Origin of the sequence: Comamonas trifloxystrobinivorans (genome assembly GCF_043359985.1) — a bacterium.
In the GTDB taxonomy this organism is placed as follows: Bacteria; Pseudomonadota; Gammaproteobacteria; order Burkholderiales; family Burkholderiaceae_C; genus Comamonas; species Comamonas trifloxystrobinivorans.
Map to the genome: position 1 here is coordinate 15144 of NZ_JBHZGV010000022.1, position 17375 is coordinate 32518.

Below are 17375 nucleotides of genomic sequence, written 5' to 3' on the forward strand. Positions count from 1 at the left end.
TCCGGCACCCTGCTCTTTGCTGCGGCAAGCGCAGCCTCAAATAATGCATTTTTCCAGCAGCGGCTCGTTGCGCAGCAGGCGCTCCCAGCCCAGCGGGCTGACATCCAGCGTCTGGTAGCGCCCGGTCAGCACCAGCTCGGCAATGGCGCGGCCAGCAGCCGGGCTTTGCTGCAGGCCGTGGCCGGAAAAACCATTGGCGAAATAGGCGTTGTCGCAGCTCGGGTGCAGGCCGAGGATGGCGTTGTGGTCAAACAGATTCATCTCGTAGTAGCCCGCCCAGGCGCTTTCTACGCGCAGCGCTTCAAAGCCGGGAATACGCTCGGCCAGCGTGGGCCAGACAAAGCTCTCGAAAGCCTCGTGCTCCACGTCCAGCGGAATGTCATTGCCGTCAAACTGCGGCTCGGGGCAAAAGCCCGCGATGAAGCCTTTGCCTTCTGGCCTCAGCCAGATGCCACTCGGATCGATCAGCAACGGGCAGCGCGGCAGCTGCGCCGGGCTGGACAGGTTGAACACCGTGCGCCGCTTGCCATGCACGGGCAAATCAACGCCCAACCAAGCAGCCACCGGTTTGGCCCAAGCGCCCGCCGCGTTCACCATGGCGCGGCACGCGATGCGCGTGCCATCGGCCAACAGCACGGCATCCACGTGCGTTACGCCATCGTGCTTGGATTGCTCCACGCCTGCAGCCTCGGCACGCAAATAACGCACGCCCTGCGATACCGCCTTGGCTTTGAGCGATGCCATCAGCAGATAACCATCGAACCAGCCTTCGGCCGAGAGCCCGAGCGAGCCGAGCACGATGTCATCCACGTTCAGCCATGGAAAGCGCGCCCGCAATTGCACTGGCTCCAGCAGCGCCACATCCACCTGGTGCTCGCGCTGCAGTGCATGGTTTTCGCGCAGCACAGCCTCACCGGCTGCCGTGGCCAGGTAGAGATAACCGTCTTCCACCAGACCGATGTCCGGCCGGTCGTTACCCACCGCCAATTCGTTTTGCAAATTGCGCAAAAAGCCGATGCCGAACTGCGACAGCGCGATATTGATCGCCGTCGAGAACTGCTGCCGGATCGAGCTCGCCGACAGCGCCGACGAGGCCTGCGCATAGCTCGGATCGCGCTCGATCACCAGCACCGGCAAGCCCGGCTGCTGCAGGGTCAGAAAGTAGGCAATGGCGCTACCAATCGCGCCACCGCCGACGATCACAATAGGCTGCTCATTCATCACGATCTCTCACGAACAAACTCAGGTCCAGCTCAATCGCTCCAACCCAGCACGGCCCAAGCAAGGGCCGGAGCCGGCCGCACCGCAGTGGTGCTGCCCCCGCACGGAGAGAGCGGGGGAAGCCGCACTAGCGGCTCAGGGGGTCAAACGTCAAAGCGCACACCTTGCGCCAAGGGCAGCGCGCCGCTGTAGTTGATGGTGTTCGTGGCGCGGCGCATATAGCCTTTCCACGCGTCCGAGCCAGATTCGCGGCCGCCGCCGGTTTCCTTTTCACCACCAAAGGCACCGCCAATTTCGGCGCCCGAAGTGCCGATGTTGACGTTGGCAATACCGCAGTCGCTGCCCGCTGGCGACATGAAGCGCTCGGCATCGCGCAGATCACTGGTGAAGATAGCCGACGACAAGCCTTGCGGTACGCCGTTTTGCAGCGCAATCGCGTCTTCGGTGCTGCCGTCATAGGTGACGACATACAGAATCGGCGCAAAGGTTTCGTGCTCCATCACCTTGGTTTGCGCAGGCATTTTGACGAGCGCCGGGCGCACGTAATAGGCGTTGGCGCCCAGGTCTTCGCGCTCGCGCTGGCCGCCCACCACCGTGCCGCCATCGGCCTTGGCTTGCGCCAGCGCAGCTTGCATGGCTTCGTAGGAAGCCTGGTCGATCAGCGGGCCGACCAGGGTGCCCTCGGTCATCGGGTCGCCCACGGCAATGCTGCCGTAGATTTTTTCGAGGCGCGCCACCAGTTGCTCGGCCACGCTCTTGTGCACGATCAGGCGGCGCAAAGTGGTGCAGCGCTGACCGGCAGTGCCGACTGCGGCGAAGGTGATGGCGCGGGCAGCCAGCTCCAGATCAGCGCTGGGCGTGACGATCATGGCGTTGTTGCCGCCCAGCTCCAGGATCGAGCGGCCAAAGCGCTCGGCCACCTTGGCGCCCACCTGGCGGCCCATGCGGGTGGAGCCGGTGGCGCTGACCACGGGCACCAGCGGGTTGTTCACCAGCACTTCGCCCACATCGCGGCCACCAATCAGCAACTGGCTGATGCCTGCGGGCACGGCGCCCGGCTGCTCTTGGTTGAAGGCGGCAATCGTCTGCTCCAGCAAATGCTGGCAGGCCACGGCGGTGAGCGGCGTTTTCTCAGATGGTTTCCACACCACGGCATCGCCGCACACCAGCGCCAGCGCCGTGTTCCAGCACCATACGGCGACCGGAAAGTTGAAGGCCGAGATGATGCCGACCACACCCATCGGGTGCCAAGTTTCCATCATGCGGTGGCCGGGGCGCTCGCTGGCAATGGTCAGGCCATGCAGCTGGCGCGACAGGCCGACGGCGAAGTCGCAGATGTCGATCATCTCTTGCACTTCGCCCAGTCCTTCGGAGGTGATCTTGCCCGCCTCTACCGAGACCAGCGCGCCCAGCGCAGCCTTGTGCTGGCGCAGGGTTTGACCAAAGCGGCGCACCAACTCACCACGCACGGGCGCAGGCACGCTGCGCCACTGCAGGTACGCGTTGTGCGCAGCCTGGATCGCGTCGTTGGCCTGCTGCGCGCTGTGCGCTTTGAGCGTGGCCAAGGTGGCGCCGTCAGCCGGCGAACGGCTGGCAATGTCTTGGCCTGCCAGGGGCTGCAGATCCAGCGCCAGTTGTTGGCAGATGTCTTTCAAACGGGTGGTGGATGCAGTCATCGCTCGTCTTTCCTTGCTCTCCAGGCCGGGGGCGGCCTACTATCAAAAAAGAAGCTGCTCGCGCTGCCTGGGCAGGCGCAAGCGGTGGTTTTCACTATAAAGGGGCGGGGCCAACCAGTCGCGTGCCGCCAGTCGCCCAGGCAACTGGCCGGCAGCACCAGCCAGCCGGGGCCCAGGGCTTATCGCTTATTGGTAGGGAATCTGGGTCTGCTTGCCGTCCTTGTACACATAGGCGGTGACGCCGGCGTTTTTCAGATTGCCTTTGTCGTCGAAGTTGAAGGTGTTGGTCACGCCTTCGTAATTCACATCCCGTACCGCAGCCAGGTATTTGGCGGGCTCGGTGGAATCCGCTTTTTTCATGGCGGCGGCCACGATCATCATCGCGTCGTACATGAAGGGCCCATAGGTGAGCACTTCGGTCTTGAAGCGGTCCTGGTAGCGCTTGGCAAAATCGGCGCCCTTGGGGCGCTTGGCCAGCTCTTCGCCGCCCCGGCTGCAATAGAGCACGTCGTTGACCGCACCTTGGCTGATCTTCAGGATTTCCGCCGTGCACAAGCCGTCCGAGCCCATGAGCTTGGCCTTGACGCCCAGGCGCTTCATCTGGTTGGCGATCAGGCCGCCTTGCGCGTCCATGCCGCCGTAGAAGATGACGTCGGGCTTTTTGCCACGAATGTTGGTGAGAATGGCCGAGAAGTCCACGCTCTTGTCGGTGGTGAATTCCTGCGCCACGATCTCGGCGCCCAGGGCTTTGACGCGCTTGCTGAAATCGTCTGCCGAGCCTTTGCCATAGGCGGTGCGGTCGTCCACGATGGCAATGCGCTTGGCGCCGAGCTTGCCTACGGCCAGTTGCGCCAGCGCGGCGCCCACGTCAGCATCGCTGGCCAGCACGCGGAAGACATTGTTGTAGCCCAGTTCGGTAAAACCGGGGTTGGTGGCGGGCGAGAGGTTGGGAATGCTTTGTTTGTTGTAGATGGGCGCTGCCGGAATGGCCGCGCCCGAGTTGAAGTGGCCCAGCATAGCTTGTACGCCGCCATCGACCATTTGGTTGGCCACCACCACGGCCTGCTTGGGGTCGCCCTGGTCGTCTTCGGACTTGAGCTCGAACTGCACCGGCTTGCCGCCGATCACCAGCTTTTGCGCGTTCAGCTCTTCAATCGCCAGGCGGATGCCGTTCTCGTTGTCCTTGCCCCAATGCGACATGGGGCCAGACAGCGGCGCCGCATGGCCGATCTTTACCGTTTGCGCGCTCGCCTGCGTTGCCGCCAGGCACGACACCAATGCCACACCACCCACCAGCCAGACTGTCTGCTTCTGAACCACCATTTCCGTGTCTCCAAAAATGCCGGGGCGCTGCATGGACGCTCCCGTGTCGAGGGCCAAAACTCTGCCGTGCGTGCGGCAGACCGCGTGATGCAGAAAATACTAGGTGAACAAGTTGGAACAACAAAATGCGAAAATAGCCAGACATCGTGCGTTTTTTGAACAAAGTCCCCCGCCCATGCGCAACGCGATTCCCAATATCGGGCTCTTGATGGCCTTCGAGGCCTCGGCCCGCCACGGCAATTTTTCCCGTGCTGCCAACGAGTTGGCGCTGACTGCCAGCGCCGTCAGCCGCCATGTGGCCGCGCTGGAAGACCGTTTGGGCGTGCCGCTTTTTGTGCGCCACAAACGCCGCGTCATGCTCACCGATGCGGGAAAACGATATGCGCAGCGCGTGCGCCTGCACCTCAACGGGCTGGAGCGAGACACGCAGGAAATCTCCAACAGCCGCGCCCAGGGCTACGCCATCCACCTGGCCGTGGTCTCCAGCTTTGCCACGCAGTGGCTGGTGCCGCGCCTGCCCGCTTTTGCGCAGCTGCACCCCGATATCCACGTGCACCTGTCGGTGCGCTCGGAGCAGTTTGCTTTTGAGGAAAGCGGTTTTGACGGCGCCATTTACTCCGGCGACGGCCTCTGGCCCCAAACCCGGGGCCAGCGCATTGCGCGCGATGGTGTCTGCATTCCTGTTTGCAGCCCGGCGTTTGCCGAGCAACACGCTTTGGCCAGCGAGCAGGATTGGCGCAGCCTGGTGCATATCGGCCTGGAAAGCCGGCCCAACGCCTGGCGCGACTGGTATGCGCAGCTGGGCTGGGATTATTCGGTACAAGCCTCGCGCGGGCCGCGCTATGAGCTGTTTTCGATGGTCATCATGGCCGCCAGCGCCGGGCTGGGCATTGGCCTGGTGCCACAAGTGCTAGTGCAGCCGGCGCTGGATGCCGGCCAGGTGGTGCGCGCCCACGAGCAAACCCTGCCCGGCACGCAAAGCTACTGGTTCAGCCACCCCAGCTACCGCGAGCCTTCACAGGCGCTGTTGGCCTTCGAACAGTGGGTGGTTCAGCAAAGCCAGGCCGACGCCGACGAATAAAGGTTTGAACTGCCCCATGAAAACGGCCAGCCCGGTGTGAACCCAAGCTGGCCGTTATTACGAGGGCAAAGCGCAGAGCTGCGCCATCAACGCAATCAATAATCGTCCGCGCCCACCATCAGGTTTTCAAAGCGGGTCTGGTTCTTCTGGAAGAAGAGCTTGACCGTGCCCGTCGGGCCGTTACGCTGCTTGCCAATAATGACTTCGGCCACATTGGGCTCGTTGCTCTCTTTGTTGTAGTAGTCGTCGCGGTAGATGAACATGATGATGTCCGCGTCCTGCTCGATAGCGCCGGATTCACGCAAGTCAGACATCATGGGCCGCTTGTCGGTGCGCTGCTCCACCGAGCGGTTGAGCTGCGAGAGCGCAATCACCGGGCACTGCAGCTCTTTGGCGAGCATCTTCAAGCCCCGGCTGATTTCGCCCAGCTCGGTAGCGCGGTTGTCCGAGCTGGCAGCCGAGCCCGAGCCGCTCATCAGCTGCAGGTAGTCGACCACGATCAGGCCGAGCTTGCCGCATTGGCGCGCCAGGCGGCGCGAGTTGGCGCGCAGCTCAGACGGAGTCAAGCCCGGCGTTTCGTCGATGTGCAGGCTGACGGTGCGCAGGCGCTCAATGGCTTCCGACAGGCGCGGCCACTCGTCGTCGGTCAGCTTGCCAGTGCGCAGATTGCCCTGGTTAACGCGGCCGATCGAGCCGACGATACGCACCGCCAGCTGGGCCGCGCCCATTTCCATGGAGAAGATGGCTACCGGCAGGCCTTCGTTGAGCGCTACGTGCTCGGCAATGTTCACCGCAAACGAGGTCTTGCCCATCGAGGGACGCGCCGCCAGCACCACCAGATCGCCCGCCTGCAGGCCGCTGGTCATGCGATCCAGGTCGACAAAGCCGGTGGGCACGCCGGTCACATCGACCGGGTTGTCCGCCATCTCCTGCACGCGGTCGAGCAAGTCCACCACCAGGTTGTCCAGCGACTGGAAACCCTGCTTCATGCGCGAGCCTTCTTCGCCAATGGCAAAGATTTTCTGCTCGGCCTCGTCCAGAATGCGGTCCACCGTTTTGCCCTGCTGGTTGAAGGCGTTGGTGGCGATCTCATCGCTGGCGGTGACGAGTTTGCGCAAGATGGAGCGCTCGCGCACGATCTCGCCATAGCGGCGGATATTGGTGGCGCTGGGCACGTACTGCGCCAGCTGGTTCAGGTAGGCCAGGCCGCCTACCTCTTCGGCCTTGCCAATGCTTTGCAGGTGCTCGTACACCGTGATCACGTCGGCTGGCTTGCCGGCGTTGATCATGCTGGCCATGGCGGCAAAAATCAGCTTGTGTTCGTGGCGGTAGAAGTTGTCTTCGGACAGCACGTCGCCCACGCGGTCCCAGGCGTTGTTGTCGAGCAGCAGACCGCCCAGCACGCTCGACTCGGACTCGATCGAGTGCGGCGGAATGCGCAGCTGCGCCACCTGTTTATCGGGAGGGATGAACGCATCGTCCATCGGGGGAAAAGTCTCTGACATGGGGGGAAGTACTCAAGAAGGGGATGCGCGCCGCTCGGCTGCCGACGCTTTATTCCCCCAAGAATAGCGCAAGTCGAATGCCAAGCCTGCGGACGAGGTGGCGGCTGGCCTGGCCATGATTTCCCACATTGACAGCCGCGAAATGCCTGGTTTTTGCGCTGCCAGCCGGCCGCTGCGCAACCGCTCCGGCCGACCTGCGCCAGCAGGTATGATCCACCCCATGCGCATCGCACTGGGTATCACCTATAACGGGCAGGCCTACCAGGGCTGGCAAAGCCAGCCGTCCGGCAACACTGTCCAAGACCATCTCGAAGCGGCCCTGGGCCGCTTCGCTGCTTCTCCTGTGGCCACCATTTGTGCCGGCCGTACCGATGCGGGCGTGCACGGCCTGATGCAGGTGGTGCATTTCGACGCGCCGGTAGAACGTACCGAAGCTTCGTGGGTACGCGGCACCAACACTTTTTTGCCCAAAGACATTGCCGTGCAGTGGGCGCGCGCCGTGCCGGACGCTTTTCACAGCCGCGCCTGCGCCACCTCGCGCCGCTATGGGTATGCGCTGCTGCAATCGCCGGTGCGGCCGAGCGTAGAGTTTGGCCGGGTGGGCTGGGTTTTTCAGCCGCTGGATCTGGCGGCCATGCAGCAAGCGGTGCAGTATTTGCTGGGCGAGCATGACTTTTCGTCCTTCCGCGCAGCAGGCTGCCAAGCCAAAACGCCGGTGAAAACGCTTTACGCCATCGATATTGCGCACAGCCCGATGCGGCTGAGCGCCTCGCGCGAAGGCGTGCCTTCGTGCTACTGGCGCTTCGATTTCCAGGGCAGCGCTTTTTTGCACCACATGATCCGCAACATCATGGGCTGCCTCATCATGATCGGCCAGGGCGTCAAGCCGCCGCAGTGGATGCAGGAGGTGCTTGAAGCGCGCAGCCGCGAGGTGGCCGCACCCACTTTTTCGCCCGATGGGCTGTATTTTCTGGGCCCGCAGTACGACGCGCACTGGGGCCTGCCCACCGAAGCCATCACGTTCGACTGGTTTGCCTGAAGGAGACCTTGCTCCATGAGCACCGCTGCACTCTCCCCTATCCGTACCCGCATCAAAATCTGCGGCCTGACCCGCGAGCAGGATGTGGATGCCGCCGTGGCCGCCGGGGCCGATGCGATTGGCTTTGTGCTGTACGCCAAAAGCCCGCGCGCCGTCAGCGTGGCGCGCGCTGCCGAGCTGGCTCGCCGCCTGCCGGCTTTTGTCACGCCTGTGCTGCTCTTTGTTAATGAAGACCCAGCCCAGGTGATGGCCGCTTGCGCTGCGGTGCCGGGCGCTGTGGCGCAGTTCCATGGCGACGAATCGCCCGAGGATTGCCTGGCTGCTACCCGCGGCGGCGAACGCGCTTTTCTGCGCGCAGCGCGCATACCCCTTGGTGACGCTGCGGCGCAGTTCGACCTCGTAGAATACGCAAATCGATATTCACACGCCAAAGCCATTCTGCTCGACGCCCATGTTGACGGATTCGGTGGTGGCGGCAAGGCATTCAATTGGTCACTGCTTCCAACAAACGTAGCCTCTCATCTCGTTTTGTCTGGTGGACTCACGCCTGCAAACGTGACCGATGGCATTGTGCAGGTCAGGCCGCGCTGCGTTTCGCTCGCGGTTGATGTGAGCTCCGGCGTCGAGAAAACCGGGCCCGACGGCCACCCCGTCAAAGGCCAAAAAGACGCCGACAAGATCCACCAGTTCGTCGCTGCCGTGCGTGCAGCCGACGCGCTTCTTGCCCAAAATCCCTATGTTTGAATACCAACAACCCGACGCTGCCGGCCACTTTGGCCCCTATGGCGGCTCTTTCGCCAGCGAAACCCTGACCCACGCGCTCACCGAGCTGCGTGAGGCCTACGCCAAGTACCAGAACGACCCGGAGTTTCTGCGCGAGTTTCAGTACGAGCTGGCGCACTACGTGGGCCGTCCCTCGCCCGTCTACCACGCAGCGCGCATGTCGCGTGAAATGGGCGGCGCGCAGATCTACCTCAAGCGCGAAGACCTCAACCACACCGGCGCGCACAAGATCAACAACGTGATCGGCCAGGCCATGCTCGCCAAGCGCATGGGCAAGCCGCGCATCATTGCCGAAACCGGCGCCGGCCAGCACGGCGTGGCCACGGCCACGATCTGCGCGCGCTACGGGCTCGAATGCGTGATCTACATGGGCAGCGAAGACATCAAGCGCCAAAGCCCCAACGTCTACCGCATGAAGCTCTTGGGCGCCACCGTGGTGCCGGTCGAATCGGGCAGCAAAACCCTCAAGGACGCGCTCAACGAAGCCATGCGCGACTGGGTGGCCAATGTGGACAACACCTTCTACATCATCGGCACGGTGGCGGGCCCGCACCCTTACCCGATGATGGTGCGAGATTTCCAAAGCGTCATCGGCAAGGAATGCATCGAGCAAATGCCCGAGCTGTTCAAAGACCTGCACATGGCCGCCGAGCAGCCCGATGCAGTGCTGGCCTGCGTGGGCGGCGGCAGCAATGCCATGGGCATCTTCTACCCCTATATTCCGTACGAAAAAACCCAGCTGATCGGCGTGGAAGCGGCCGGCGAAGGCCTGGACAGTGGTAAACACTCGGCCTCGCTGCAACGCGGCAGCTCGGGCGTGCTGCACGGCAACCGCACCTTCATCCTGCAAGACGACAACGGCCAGATCACCGAAACCCATTCGATCAGCGCCGGCCTCGATTACCCCGGCGTCGGCCCCGAGCACGCCTGGCTGCAGGAGATTGGCCGCGCGCAATACGTCGGCATCACCGACAAAGAGGCGCTCGAAGCCTTCCACTACCTGTGCCATGCCGAAGGCATCATCCCCGCGCTGGAATCGAGCCACGCCGTCGCCTACGCGATGAAGCTGGCCAAAACCATGCGCCCTGAGCAATCCATCCTGGTCTGCCTCTCGGGCCGGGGCGACAAGGACATCGGCACCGTGGCCGATTTGTCGGGCGTGGATTTCTACACCCAACCTTCCAGCCGCGGCGTGACCGTGAAAGGAGCACATTCCAAATGAGCCGCATTGCAGCCACTTTTGACCAGTTGCAACTGGCCGGCCGCAAGGCCTTGATTCCGTACGTCACCGCCGGCTTTCCGTTTGCCGACATCACGCCTGCGCTGATGCACGGCATGGTCGAGGCCGGTGCCGACGTGATCGAGCTCGGCGTGCCCTTCTCCGACCCCATGGCCGATGGCATCGTCATCCAGAAAGCGGGCGAAAAAGCGCTCTCGCTGGGCGTGGGCCTCAAGCAGGTGCTGGCCATGGTGGCCGAGTTCCGCAAAAAAGACGACGCCACCCCGGTGGTGCTGATGGGCTACGCCAACCCGGTCGAGCGCTACGACCAGATCCACGGCGCCGGCAGCTTTGTGCGCGATGCCGCTGCCGCCGGTGTGGACGGAGTGCTGGTGGTAGACTACCCGCCCGAAGAATGCGAAGCCTTCGCCGCCGACCTGCGCCAGCATGGCATGGACCTGATCTTCCTGCTGGCCCCTACCTCGACGGCCGAGCGCATGCAGCAAGTGGCCCGTGTGGCCAGCGGCTATGTCTACTACGTCTCGCTCAAGGGCGTGACCGGTGCCGGCACGCTGGACACGGCAGCGGTGGAAGCCATGCTGCCCAAGATCCGCGAGCATGTGCACATCCCCGTGGGCGTGGGCTTTGGCATTCGCGATGCGCAAACCGCCCAGGCCATTGGCAAAGTGGCCGATGCCGTGGTGATCGGCACGCGCATCATCCAGCTGATTGAAAACCAGCCGCACGAGAAAGTCGTCCCCCTCGTGTCTGACTTTTTGCGCGGCATCCGCAAGGCGCTTGACGCATAATGCGCCCCTTGGGCTGCTGCCAGCGCGGCAGCCCGACAAGCTCCTGGAGCAAAGGAAGAAAAACATGTCCTGGCTAGAAAAACTGTTACCCGCCAAGATCCAGCAAACCGATCCGGCCGAACGCCGCCAGATCCCCGAAGGCCTGTGGATCAAGTGCCCCGCCTGCGAAGCCGTGCTCTACAAGACTGATCTGGAGCAGAACTTCAGCGTCTGCCCCAAGTGCGGCCACCACCACCGCATGTCGGCACGCGCCCGCCTGAACCAGTTTCTGGACGCCGAAGGCCGCTACGAAATCGGCCAGGAAGTGCTGCCGGTCGACGCCCTCAAGTTCAAGGACAGCCGCAAATACCCTGAGCGCCTGAAAGAAGCGCTCGAGAACACCGGCGAAACCGACGCCCTGGTGGTGATGGGCGGCTCGGTCAAGAGCATCAACCTGGTGGTCGCCTGCTTTGAGTTCGAGTTCATGGGCGGCTCCATGGGCTCGGTGGTCGGCGAGCGCTTTGTGCGCGGCGTCGAAACCGCCATGGAACAGAAAGTACCTTTCGTCTGCTTCACCGCCACCGGTGGCGCACGTATGCAAGAAGGCCTGCTGAGCCTGATGCAAATGGCCAAAACCAACGCCGCGCTGACCCGCTTTGCCAAGAAGGGCCTGCCCTACATCAGCGTGCTGACCGACCCGACCATGGGCGGCGTCTCGGCCGGCTTCGCCTTCATGGGCGACATCGTCATGGCCGAACCCAACGCCCTGATCGGCTTTGCCGGCCCCCGCGTGATCGAGAACACCGTGCGCGTGAAGCTGCCCGAAGGCTTCCAGCGCGCCGAGTTCCTGCAGCAAAAAGGCGGCGTGGACATGATCGTCGACCGCCGCGAACTGCGCGACCGCATCGCCAGCAGCCTGGCCATGCTGCAACGCATGCCGGCCGATGCTGTGGCCTAAGCTTTAGCAGTTACCCAAACACAAAACGCCAGCGGTGCAAATCGCTGGCGTTTTTTGTTGTGGCTTCTTAGATCAACCCTGCAGTCACTTAACGACTACACCACCAACAACAGCTTCGACTGCAAACCCGCCAGCACAATGGCCACTACCTGCAGCAGCACCATCAGCACGATGGGCGAGAGATCCACGCCGCCGACCAGCGGGATGACTTTGCGCAGCGGGCGCAGCAAAGGCGCGGTCAGTTGGTAAAAGACGGCCTGGATAACGGCGTTGCCCGTGCCCAGCCACGACAAAATGCAGTGCACCAGGGTAACAACCACCATGGTCGACAGCGCAATATTGGCCACGCCAATGGTGGCAACCACCAGCACTGAGGCAATCGGTGCCACGCCACCCAGCAGCAGCCACAGCAGAAAAAACTGCAGCAGCTGCACCAGCCAGGCGCCGATCAGGCTGGCCCAGTCGCCACCCGGCAAACTTTTGCTCAGCTTGCGCAGCGGGAGCACCATCCAGCTGGTGAGCGCCAGCACCAACTGGCCCAGCGGGTTATTGAAAGACACGCGCTGCTGCTGCATGTACCAGCGCAGCAGGCAAGCGCCGGTGAGCAAACCACCCACCACATTCAGCAGCAGCGACAAAATCTGAAAAAGCATGCTCAATCCACCCTGGGCTGGCGCCCGAATGCTATACAAAAAGAAGCTGCAAAACCAATGACAGCAAGCGTTATTGCAGCATTGTAAATACTGACCGGCAATCCCTGGCAGCAAAAAACCCTGCGCCGACAAGCTTTCCCGGGCGCCGGCGCTGCCTCGCCACCCACGCAAAAGCCGCACCGCAGTCGGGCACTACGGCTATTGCGGACCGGGGCGGCGGCAAAAATCTTAAAATAGCGGGTTTTGGCCGATTACCAGCGCTTGGCTGGCTTGCTTCATGTCTGAAAACCACACCACCAACGACGCAGCACCCGTGGCTGCGCAAGATGAAAACAAACTGATTGCCGAGCGCCGCGAAAAGCTCAAAGCCCTGCGCGAACAATCCAAAGCACAGGGTGGTGTGCCGTTCCCTAACGACTTCAAGCCCGCCGACCGCGCAGCAGCACTGATCGCTGCGCACGAAGCGACCGAGCCTGAGGCGCTGGAAGCCCAGGCCGTCACGGTCAGCGTCGGCGGCCGCATGATGCTCAAGCGCGTGATGGGCAAGGCCAGCTTTGCCACCGTGCAAGACGCCACCGGCCGCATCCAGCTGTACGTGACGCGCGACGCCGTGGGCGAAGACGTGTACGCCGATTTCAAGAAGTGGGACTTGGGCGATATCATCGGCGCCGAAGGCACGCTGATGAAGACCAAGACCGGCGAGCTGTCGATCAAGGCCACCAAGATCCGCATGCTCACCAAGAGCCTGCGCCCCATGCCCGACAAGTTCCACGGCATGGCCGATCTGGAGCAAAAGGTGCGCCAGCGCTATGTGGATCTGATGATCGACGACAGCGCCCGCCAGCGCTTTGTGGCCCGCAGCAAGGCCGTGGCCGGTATTCGCGATTTCATGGTGCAGCACGGCTTCCTCGAAGTCGAAACGCCCATGCTGCACCCCATCCCCGGCGGAGCGAACGCCAAGCCTTTCATCACGCACCACAATGCGCTCGACCAGGACATGTACCTGCGCATTGCGCCCGAGCTTTACCTCAAGCGCCTGATCGTCGGCGGCTTTGAGCGCGTGTTCGAGATCAACCGCAACTTCCGCAACGAAGGCATCTCGGTGCGCCACAACCCCGAGTTCACGATGATGGAGTTCTACGCGGCCTACTGGAACTACCGCGACATCATGGACTACACCGAAGCCCTGGTGCGCGACGCCGCGCAAAAGGCCGTGGGCACGCTGCAGCTGAGCTACGGCGGCAAGCCGGTCGATCTGGCCCAGCCTTTCGAGCGCCTGACCATCCCTGAAGCCATCGTCAAGTACACCGAAGCCGGCGACAACGTGGGCAACCGCGACTGGCTGATCAATGCATTGAAGAAGCTGGGCATGAAGGAAGAGCAGGACAAGCTCAGCACCCGCACGCTGGCCAGCCTGCAAGTGCTGTACTTTGAAGAAGTGGTCGAAGAAAAGCTCTGGAACCCCACCTTCATCATGGAGCACCCGACCGAGATCAGCCCGCTGGCCCGCGCCAACGACGACCGCCCCGAAGTGACCGAGCGCTTTGAGCTCTACATCACCGGCCGCGAGTTCGGCAACGGCTTCTCCGAGCTGAACGATGCCGAAGACCAGGCCGCCCGCTTCAACGCCCAGGTAGCCGCCAAAGATGGTGGCGATGACGAAGCCATGTACTTCGACCACGACTTTGTGCGCGCCCTCGAATACGGCATGCCTCCCACCGGCGGCTGCGGTATCGGTATCGACCGTTTGATGATGTTGCTGACCGATTCGGCCAGCATCCGCGACATCATTCTGTTCCCCGCCCTGCGCCGCGAACAGTAATCGCCACGGCCGCCCGCAGCGGCCTTGCAAGGCACACCACTGCCAGCACTTGGTTAACAAGCGCTGGCAGTTTTTTATGCGTGTAAACCGCGCTAGCCGGTCTGCGATCCTCGCCCATATACTGGCGCGCATGCAAATCCCCCGCTTCTGGGCGCAAGTGCGCTTGCGCCACCAAACCGGCCTGCGCCACGGCTTTACGGTGCAGCGCTGGGGCTGGTCGGACGAGAACCAGCTGGCCGCGCAAGCGCACGCCAAGGCGCGGGCGCAAGAGGCGCTGGACCTGTTGCTGCAACCACCAGAGCAGCGCCAATTGGGGCGCGGTTTTCAGCGCATGGAGCGCCTGGGTGAATATGGCCTGAACGGTGAAACGCCTATCCGCGAAGAGGTGTTGGAGCAGCGCGGCAACATAGTGAAAACGCGCAACAGCTACGGCGCGCACTGCCTGAACACGCCCGATGTCGCGATTGCCGATGTGGATTTTGCGCCGCCTTTGCCTGAACCCAATGCGCTGCCGCTGGCCACGCTGGCCGTGGTGACGCTGGGCTGGTATGTGCTGTGCATGGCGCAAGGCTGGGTCATGGTGGCCTGGGTTTCGCTGGCAGCAGCTGCGCTGTTGGCGTTGCGCATGTTCAAGCACTGGCTGGCCGTCCGCAAAGCTTATGCACAGCGCAGAGACCCCAAACTCGCGGCCGTGGAGCAAGTCACAGCGTTCAGCCAGCAACACCCCGATTGGGGCTTGCGCCTGTACAACACACCCAAGGGGCTGCGCATCATCGTCACCCACCGGCCCATGCGCTCCGTCGATGCTGATGTGCAAACCCTGTTTTCCGCGCTGCAGGTCGATCCGCTCTACGCCCGCCTGTGCGAGCGCCAGCAGTGCTTTCGCGCCCGGGTCACTGGCAAGCCTTGGCGCATGGACATCACCGCCCCCAGCGAGCAAGCCCGGCGTTGGCCAGTGGCCGAGAAATACATCGCCGATCGCTGGCGCTGGAACAAGGATTACGACGAGCAGGTCCCCGGCTTCAGCGCCTGCCAGTTCGTCAGCCAATTGGGCGTTCAGTCCATCGCCGTCGAGGTGCAGCCACTGGTCACTTGGCACGACGAGGCCAGCCACGCCTTGCGGCCCACGCTGCCCATGGCTTGAGGCTGGCCACCAAAGCTGGCCAAGGGCTGCATTTTTTGCCACCCGTATACTGGCGCGCATGCAGATTCCCCGCTACTGGGCGCAAGTGCGCTTGCGCCACCAGACCGGCCTGCGCCACGGCTGTACAGTGCAACGCTGGGGCTGGTCGGACGAGAGCCAACTGGCCGCTGACGCCCACGCCAAGGCGCGGGCGCAAGAGGCGCTGGAGCTGTTGCTGCAACCGCCCGAGCAACGCCAATTGGGGCGGGGGTTTCGGCGCATCGAACACGCCGGCACCTATGGATTGAGCGGCGAAACGCCTATCCGTGAAGAAATATTGGAGGAGCGCGGCCACGCAGTAAAAACGCGCAACAGCTACGGCGCGCACTGCCTGAACACGCCTGATGTGGCCATTGCCGATGTGGACACCGCGCCAGCCAAGCCTCCGCTTCCGCATCTATTCCCGGTGTTCTCGCTGGCTTTGACGCTGGGGCCGCTGTTGCTCTTGCTGCTGGAAGCACAGGCCTTCACCAAACAATATCTGCTGTCTTGGCTCTGGATTGGCTTTTTCGCCCTGCTCTTCATACGCAATCTGCGCCGTTGGCTGGCACGGCCCCGGCAGTCAGCAGCGACAGAGATGGAAAGAGCAGCGCTGGAGCGCATCACCACGTTCAGCCAGCAACACCCGGACTGGGGCCTGCGCCTGTACAAAACACCCAAAGGCTTGCGCGTCATCGTCACCCACCGGCCCATGCGCTTTGACGATGCCGATGTGAAAGCCCTGTTTGCCGCGCTGCAGGTAGACCCGCTCTACGCCCGTTTGTGCAAGCGCCAGCAGTGCTTTCGCGCCCGCGTCACTGGCAAGCCTTGGCGCATGGGCATGAATGGCCCGAGCGAGCAAGCGCGCCGCTGGCCGGTGAAAGAGAAACACGCTGCCGAGCGCCAACGCTGGAACCAGCAGTACGACGCACGAGCGCAGCAATACAGCGCCTGCCAGTTCGTCAGCCAATTGGGCGTGCAGTCCATCACCGCCGAAGTGCAGCCGCTGGTTACTTGGCATGATGACAGCTGCCAAGCGCACCACGCCACACTGCCCATGGCCTGAGGCTTTGCTGGGCGCCCCGCTCCCGTCACGCAATGCGGTTAAGCTAACGGGTTGTTCACGCCACCCTGTATCGCCTTGTTTTTGCCTGCCATGAACCGACTCAAAGCACTGATTCCCGCCTGGGCCACCGACTGGCTGGACATCCTCATCCCGGCCATCCAGATCGGCCTGGTGCTGCTGCTGGCCATTGCGCTGCACTACATCACGCGCAAGCTCATCACCCGCGCGGCCTACCACTACAAATGGCCGCTGGAGCTGACAGTACCGGTCAAAGGCCTGGTGCGCTGGCTCATCATTGCGGCAACCGTGCTGGCGGTGTTGGAGCGCATGGGCGTCAGCGCCACCGTGTTGTGGACGGCGTTTTCCAGCTTTGCCGCTGTGGGTGCGGTGGCGTTTTTTGCGGCCTGGAGCGTGCTGTCCAACTTCTTTTGCGCGCTGCTGATTTTCACCGTGCGGCCTTACCGCCTGGGCGACTACATCGAGGTGCTGGATGCGCTGGACAAACCCGGCGCCAAAGGCCGGGTGATCGACATCAACATGCTCTACACCACGCTGCAGGATTTTGTGGCCGACAAAGAGCACGGCGCCGTGCTGCAGATCCCCAACGCGCACATGTTCCAAAAAGTGGTACGCCGCTGGAGCGGCTTGCCACCCTCGCCCGAGGCTGCCAAAGCAGAAGAAAACAACGCGCCTGCAAGCCCGGCACCGGCCACAGCTACGCCAGCGGCCCCAAGCAGTGCAACGCCAGCTTCAACAGCGCCATAAACCCGCACAGGCTGCAGCTGGCCCAGGCCTTTGTCAGCCCTCGCCTACTGCGCCTGCCCCCATTCACCCACCCGGCGCACGAGCCCTCGCCACTAAGCTCAAAAGCTCCAAGTGCAAGGAGGTTTTGTATGTTGAAGTGGGCCATCATCTTTGCCCTGATCTCGCTGGTAGCCGGCGTTTTTGGCTTTACCGGTGTGGCATCGGGCGCTGCCGGTATCGCAAAATTCCTGTTCTACATCTTTATTGCGATCACCGTGATCTTCCTGGTTGTGGCCTTGCTGGGCGTAGGCGCGGTCGCCTAGCGGCCTGCTGAC

At 62.9% G+C, this 17375-nt stretch carries 16 protein-coding genes; 11 read left to right on the forward strand and 5 right to left on the reverse strand.

Translation table 11 applies throughout. The annotated features are described in order from the left end of the window. Positions 1-36 precede the first annotated feature (36 nt). The 3 genes from ACFIQF_RS21560 to ACFIQF_RS21570 form a co-directional block, all read right to left on the reverse strand. Positions 37-1221 carry an NAD(P)/FAD-dependent oxidoreductase gene (locus tag ACFIQF_RS21560; protein WP_393945705.1) on the reverse strand — a complete coding sequence of 395 codons (1185 nt, stop codon included), beginning with the start codon at positions 1219-1221 and terminating at the stop codon, positions 37-39. Positions 1222-1364: 143 nt separating this feature from the next. Beyond that, positions 1365-2897 (reverse strand): L-piperidine-6-carboxylate dehydrogenase, encoded by a 1533-nt coding sequence (gene amaB, locus ACFIQF_RS21565; protein ID WP_393945706.1) that lies wholly within the window; start codon positions 2895-2897, stop codon positions 1365-1367. A gap of 186 nt (positions 2898-3083) precedes the next feature. Then, positions 3084-4220: a branched-chain amino acid ABC transporter substrate-binding protein gene (locus tag ACFIQF_RS21570; protein ID WP_393945707.1), complete on the reverse strand. Its 1137-nt coding sequence runs from the start codon at positions 4218-4220 to the stop codon at positions 3084-3086. 175 nt (positions 4221-4395) lie between these two features. On the opposite strand from ACFIQF_RS21570, the gene ACFIQF_RS21575 reads away from it, so the two are divergent. Continuing rightward, entirely contained in the window at positions 4396-5301 is a 906-nt protein-coding gene (locus ACFIQF_RS21575) for a LysR substrate-binding domain-containing protein (protein WP_393945708.1), read from the forward strand. A gap of 95 nt (positions 5302-5396) precedes the next feature. Here ACFIQF_RS21575 and dnaB read toward each other — a convergent pair whose 3' ends face one another. Further along, a complete protein-coding gene (gene dnaB / locus ACFIQF_RS21580; RefSeq protein ID WP_393945709.1) occupies positions 5397-6806 on the reverse strand; it encodes a replicative DNA helicase in 1410 nt (469 codons plus the stop codon). A gap of 220 nt (positions 6807-7026) precedes the next feature. Between dnaB and truA the strand changes: the two genes are divergently transcribed. The 5 genes from truA (at position 7027) to accD (ending at position 11593) form a co-directional block, all read left to right on the forward strand. Continuing rightward, entirely contained in the window at positions 7027-7845 is an 819-nt protein-coding gene (gene truA / locus ACFIQF_RS21585) for a tRNA pseudouridine(38-40) synthase TruA (RefSeq protein ID WP_393945764.1), read from the forward strand. 15 nt (positions 7846-7860) lie between these two features. Continuing rightward, positions 7861-8589: a phosphoribosylanthranilate isomerase gene (locus tag ACFIQF_RS21590; protein ID WP_393945710.1), complete on the forward strand. Its 729-nt coding sequence runs from the start codon at positions 7861-7863 to the stop codon at positions 8587-8589. After that, positions 8582-9850, forward strand: a complete 1269-nt coding sequence (gene trpB, locus ACFIQF_RS21595) for a tryptophan synthase subunit beta (RefSeq protein ID WP_393945765.1) — start codon at positions 8582-8584, stop codon at positions 9848-9850. The genes ACFIQF_RS21590 and trpB overlap by 8 nt, the downstream gene beginning before the upstream one ends. Further along, the gene (trpA, locus tag ACFIQF_RS21600) at positions 9847-10656 is read left to right on the forward strand and encodes a tryptophan synthase subunit alpha (RefSeq protein WP_393945711.1); all 810 of its coding nucleotides are present in this window, start codon (positions 9847-9849) and stop codon (positions 10654-10656) included. The genes trpB and trpA overlap by 4 nt, the downstream gene beginning before the upstream one ends. 64 nt (positions 10657-10720) lie before the next feature. Beyond that, entirely contained in the window at positions 10721-11593 is an 873-nt protein-coding gene (gene accD / locus ACFIQF_RS21605; protein WP_393945712.1) for an acetyl-CoA carboxylase, carboxyltransferase subunit beta, read from the forward strand. A 95-nt stretch (positions 11594-11688) separates the two neighbouring features. On the opposite strand, the gene ACFIQF_RS21610 is transcribed toward accD, so the two are convergent. Beyond that, complete coding sequence (locus tag ACFIQF_RS21610) at positions 11689-12246, reverse strand: YggT family protein (RefSeq protein WP_393945713.1); 558 nt, start codon at positions 12244-12246, stop codon at positions 11689-11691. A 277-nt stretch (positions 12247-12523) separates the two neighbouring features. On the opposite strand from ACFIQF_RS21610, the gene lysS reads away from it, so the two are divergent. The 5 genes from lysS to ACFIQF_RS21635 all read left to right on the forward strand — a co-directional run bounded on the left by lysS (position 12524) and on the right by ACFIQF_RS21635 (position 17363). Continuing rightward, positions 12524-14068, forward strand: a complete 1545-nt coding sequence (gene lysS / locus ACFIQF_RS21615; protein WP_393945714.1) for a lysine--tRNA ligase — start codon at positions 12524-12526, stop codon at positions 14066-14068. A 130-nt stretch (positions 14069-14198) separates the two neighbouring features. Next, a complete protein-coding gene (locus ACFIQF_RS21620) occupies positions 14199-15212 on the forward strand; it encodes a hypothetical protein (RefSeq protein WP_393945715.1) in 1014 nt (337 codons plus the stop codon). A 58-nt stretch (positions 15213-15270) separates the two neighbouring features. Further along, a complete protein-coding gene (locus ACFIQF_RS21625) occupies positions 15271-16296 on the forward strand; it encodes a hypothetical protein (RefSeq protein WP_393945716.1) in 1026 nt (341 codons plus the stop codon). A 90-nt stretch (positions 16297-16386) separates the two neighbouring features. Next, complete coding sequence (locus tag ACFIQF_RS21630; RefSeq protein ID WP_393945717.1) at positions 16387-17061, forward strand: mechanosensitive ion channel family protein; 675 nt, start codon at positions 16387-16389, stop codon at positions 17059-17061. Between the two features lie 128 nt (positions 17062-17189). Beyond that, entirely contained in the window at positions 17190-17363 is a 174-nt protein-coding gene (locus tag ACFIQF_RS21635; protein WP_393945718.1) for a DUF1328 domain-containing protein, read from the forward strand. Positions 17364-17375: the final 12 nt, after the last annotated feature.

Excerpts from the sequence above, each read along its gene's own strand:
- ACFIQF_RS21625 (WP_393945716.1), top strand. The coding sequence starts at position 15,271 with ATGCAGATTCCCCGCTACTGGGCGCAAGTGCGCTTGCGCCACCAGACC.
- ACFIQF_RS21570 (WP_393945707.1), bottom strand. The coding sequence starts at position 4,220 with ATGGTGGTTCAGAAGCAGACAGTCTGGCTGGTGGGTGGTGTGGCATTG.
- ACFIQF_RS21630 (WP_393945717.1), top strand. The coding sequence starts at position 16,387 with ATGAACCGACTCAAAGCACTGATTCCCGCCTGGGCCACCGACTGGCTG.
- trpB (WP_393945765.1), top strand. The coding sequence starts at position 8,582 with ATGTTTGAATACCAACAACCCGACGCTGCCGGCCACTTTGGCCCCTAT.
- accD (WP_393945712.1), top strand. The coding sequence starts at position 10,721 with ATGTCCTGGCTAGAAAAACTGTTACCCGCCAAGATCCAGCAAACCGAT.
- lysS (WP_393945714.1), top strand. The coding sequence starts at position 12,524 with ATGTCTGAAAACCACACCACCAACGACGCAGCACCCGTGGCTGCGCAA.
- dnaB (WP_393945709.1), bottom strand. The coding sequence starts at position 6,806 with ATGTCAGAGACTTTTCCCCCGATGGACGATGCGTTCATCCCTCCCGAT.
- ACFIQF_RS21575 (WP_393945708.1), top strand. The coding sequence starts at position 4,396 with ATGCGCAACGCGATTCCCAATATCGGGCTCTTGATGGCCTTCGAGGCC.
- ACFIQF_RS21560 (WP_393945705.1), bottom strand. The coding sequence starts at position 1,221 with ATGAATGAGCAGCCTATTGTGATCGTCGGCGGTGGCGCGATTGGTAGC.
- amaB (WP_393945706.1), bottom strand. The coding sequence starts at position 2,897 with ATGACTGCATCCACCACCCGTTTGAAAGACATCTGCCAACAACTGGCG.
- ACFIQF_RS21620 (WP_393945715.1), top strand. The coding sequence starts at position 14,199 with ATGCAAATCCCCCGCTTCTGGGCGCAAGTGCGCTTGCGCCACCAAACC.
- trpA (WP_393945711.1), top strand. The coding sequence starts at position 9,847 with ATGAGCCGCATTGCAGCCACTTTTGACCAGTTGCAACTGGCCGGCCGC.
- ACFIQF_RS21610 (WP_393945713.1), bottom strand. The coding sequence starts at position 12,246 with ATGCTTTTTCAGATTTTGTCGCTGCTGCTGAATGTGGTGGGTGGTTTG.
- ACFIQF_RS21635 (WP_393945718.1), top strand. The coding sequence starts at position 17,190 with ATGTTGAAGTGGGCCATCATCTTTGCCCTGATCTCGCTGGTAGCCGGC.
- truA (WP_393945764.1), top strand. The coding sequence starts at position 7,027 with ATGCGCATCGCACTGGGTATCACCTATAACGGGCAGGCCTACCAGGGC.
- ACFIQF_RS21590 (WP_393945710.1), top strand. The coding sequence starts at position 7,861 with ATGAGCACCGCTGCACTCTCCCCTATCCGTACCCGCATCAAAATCTGC.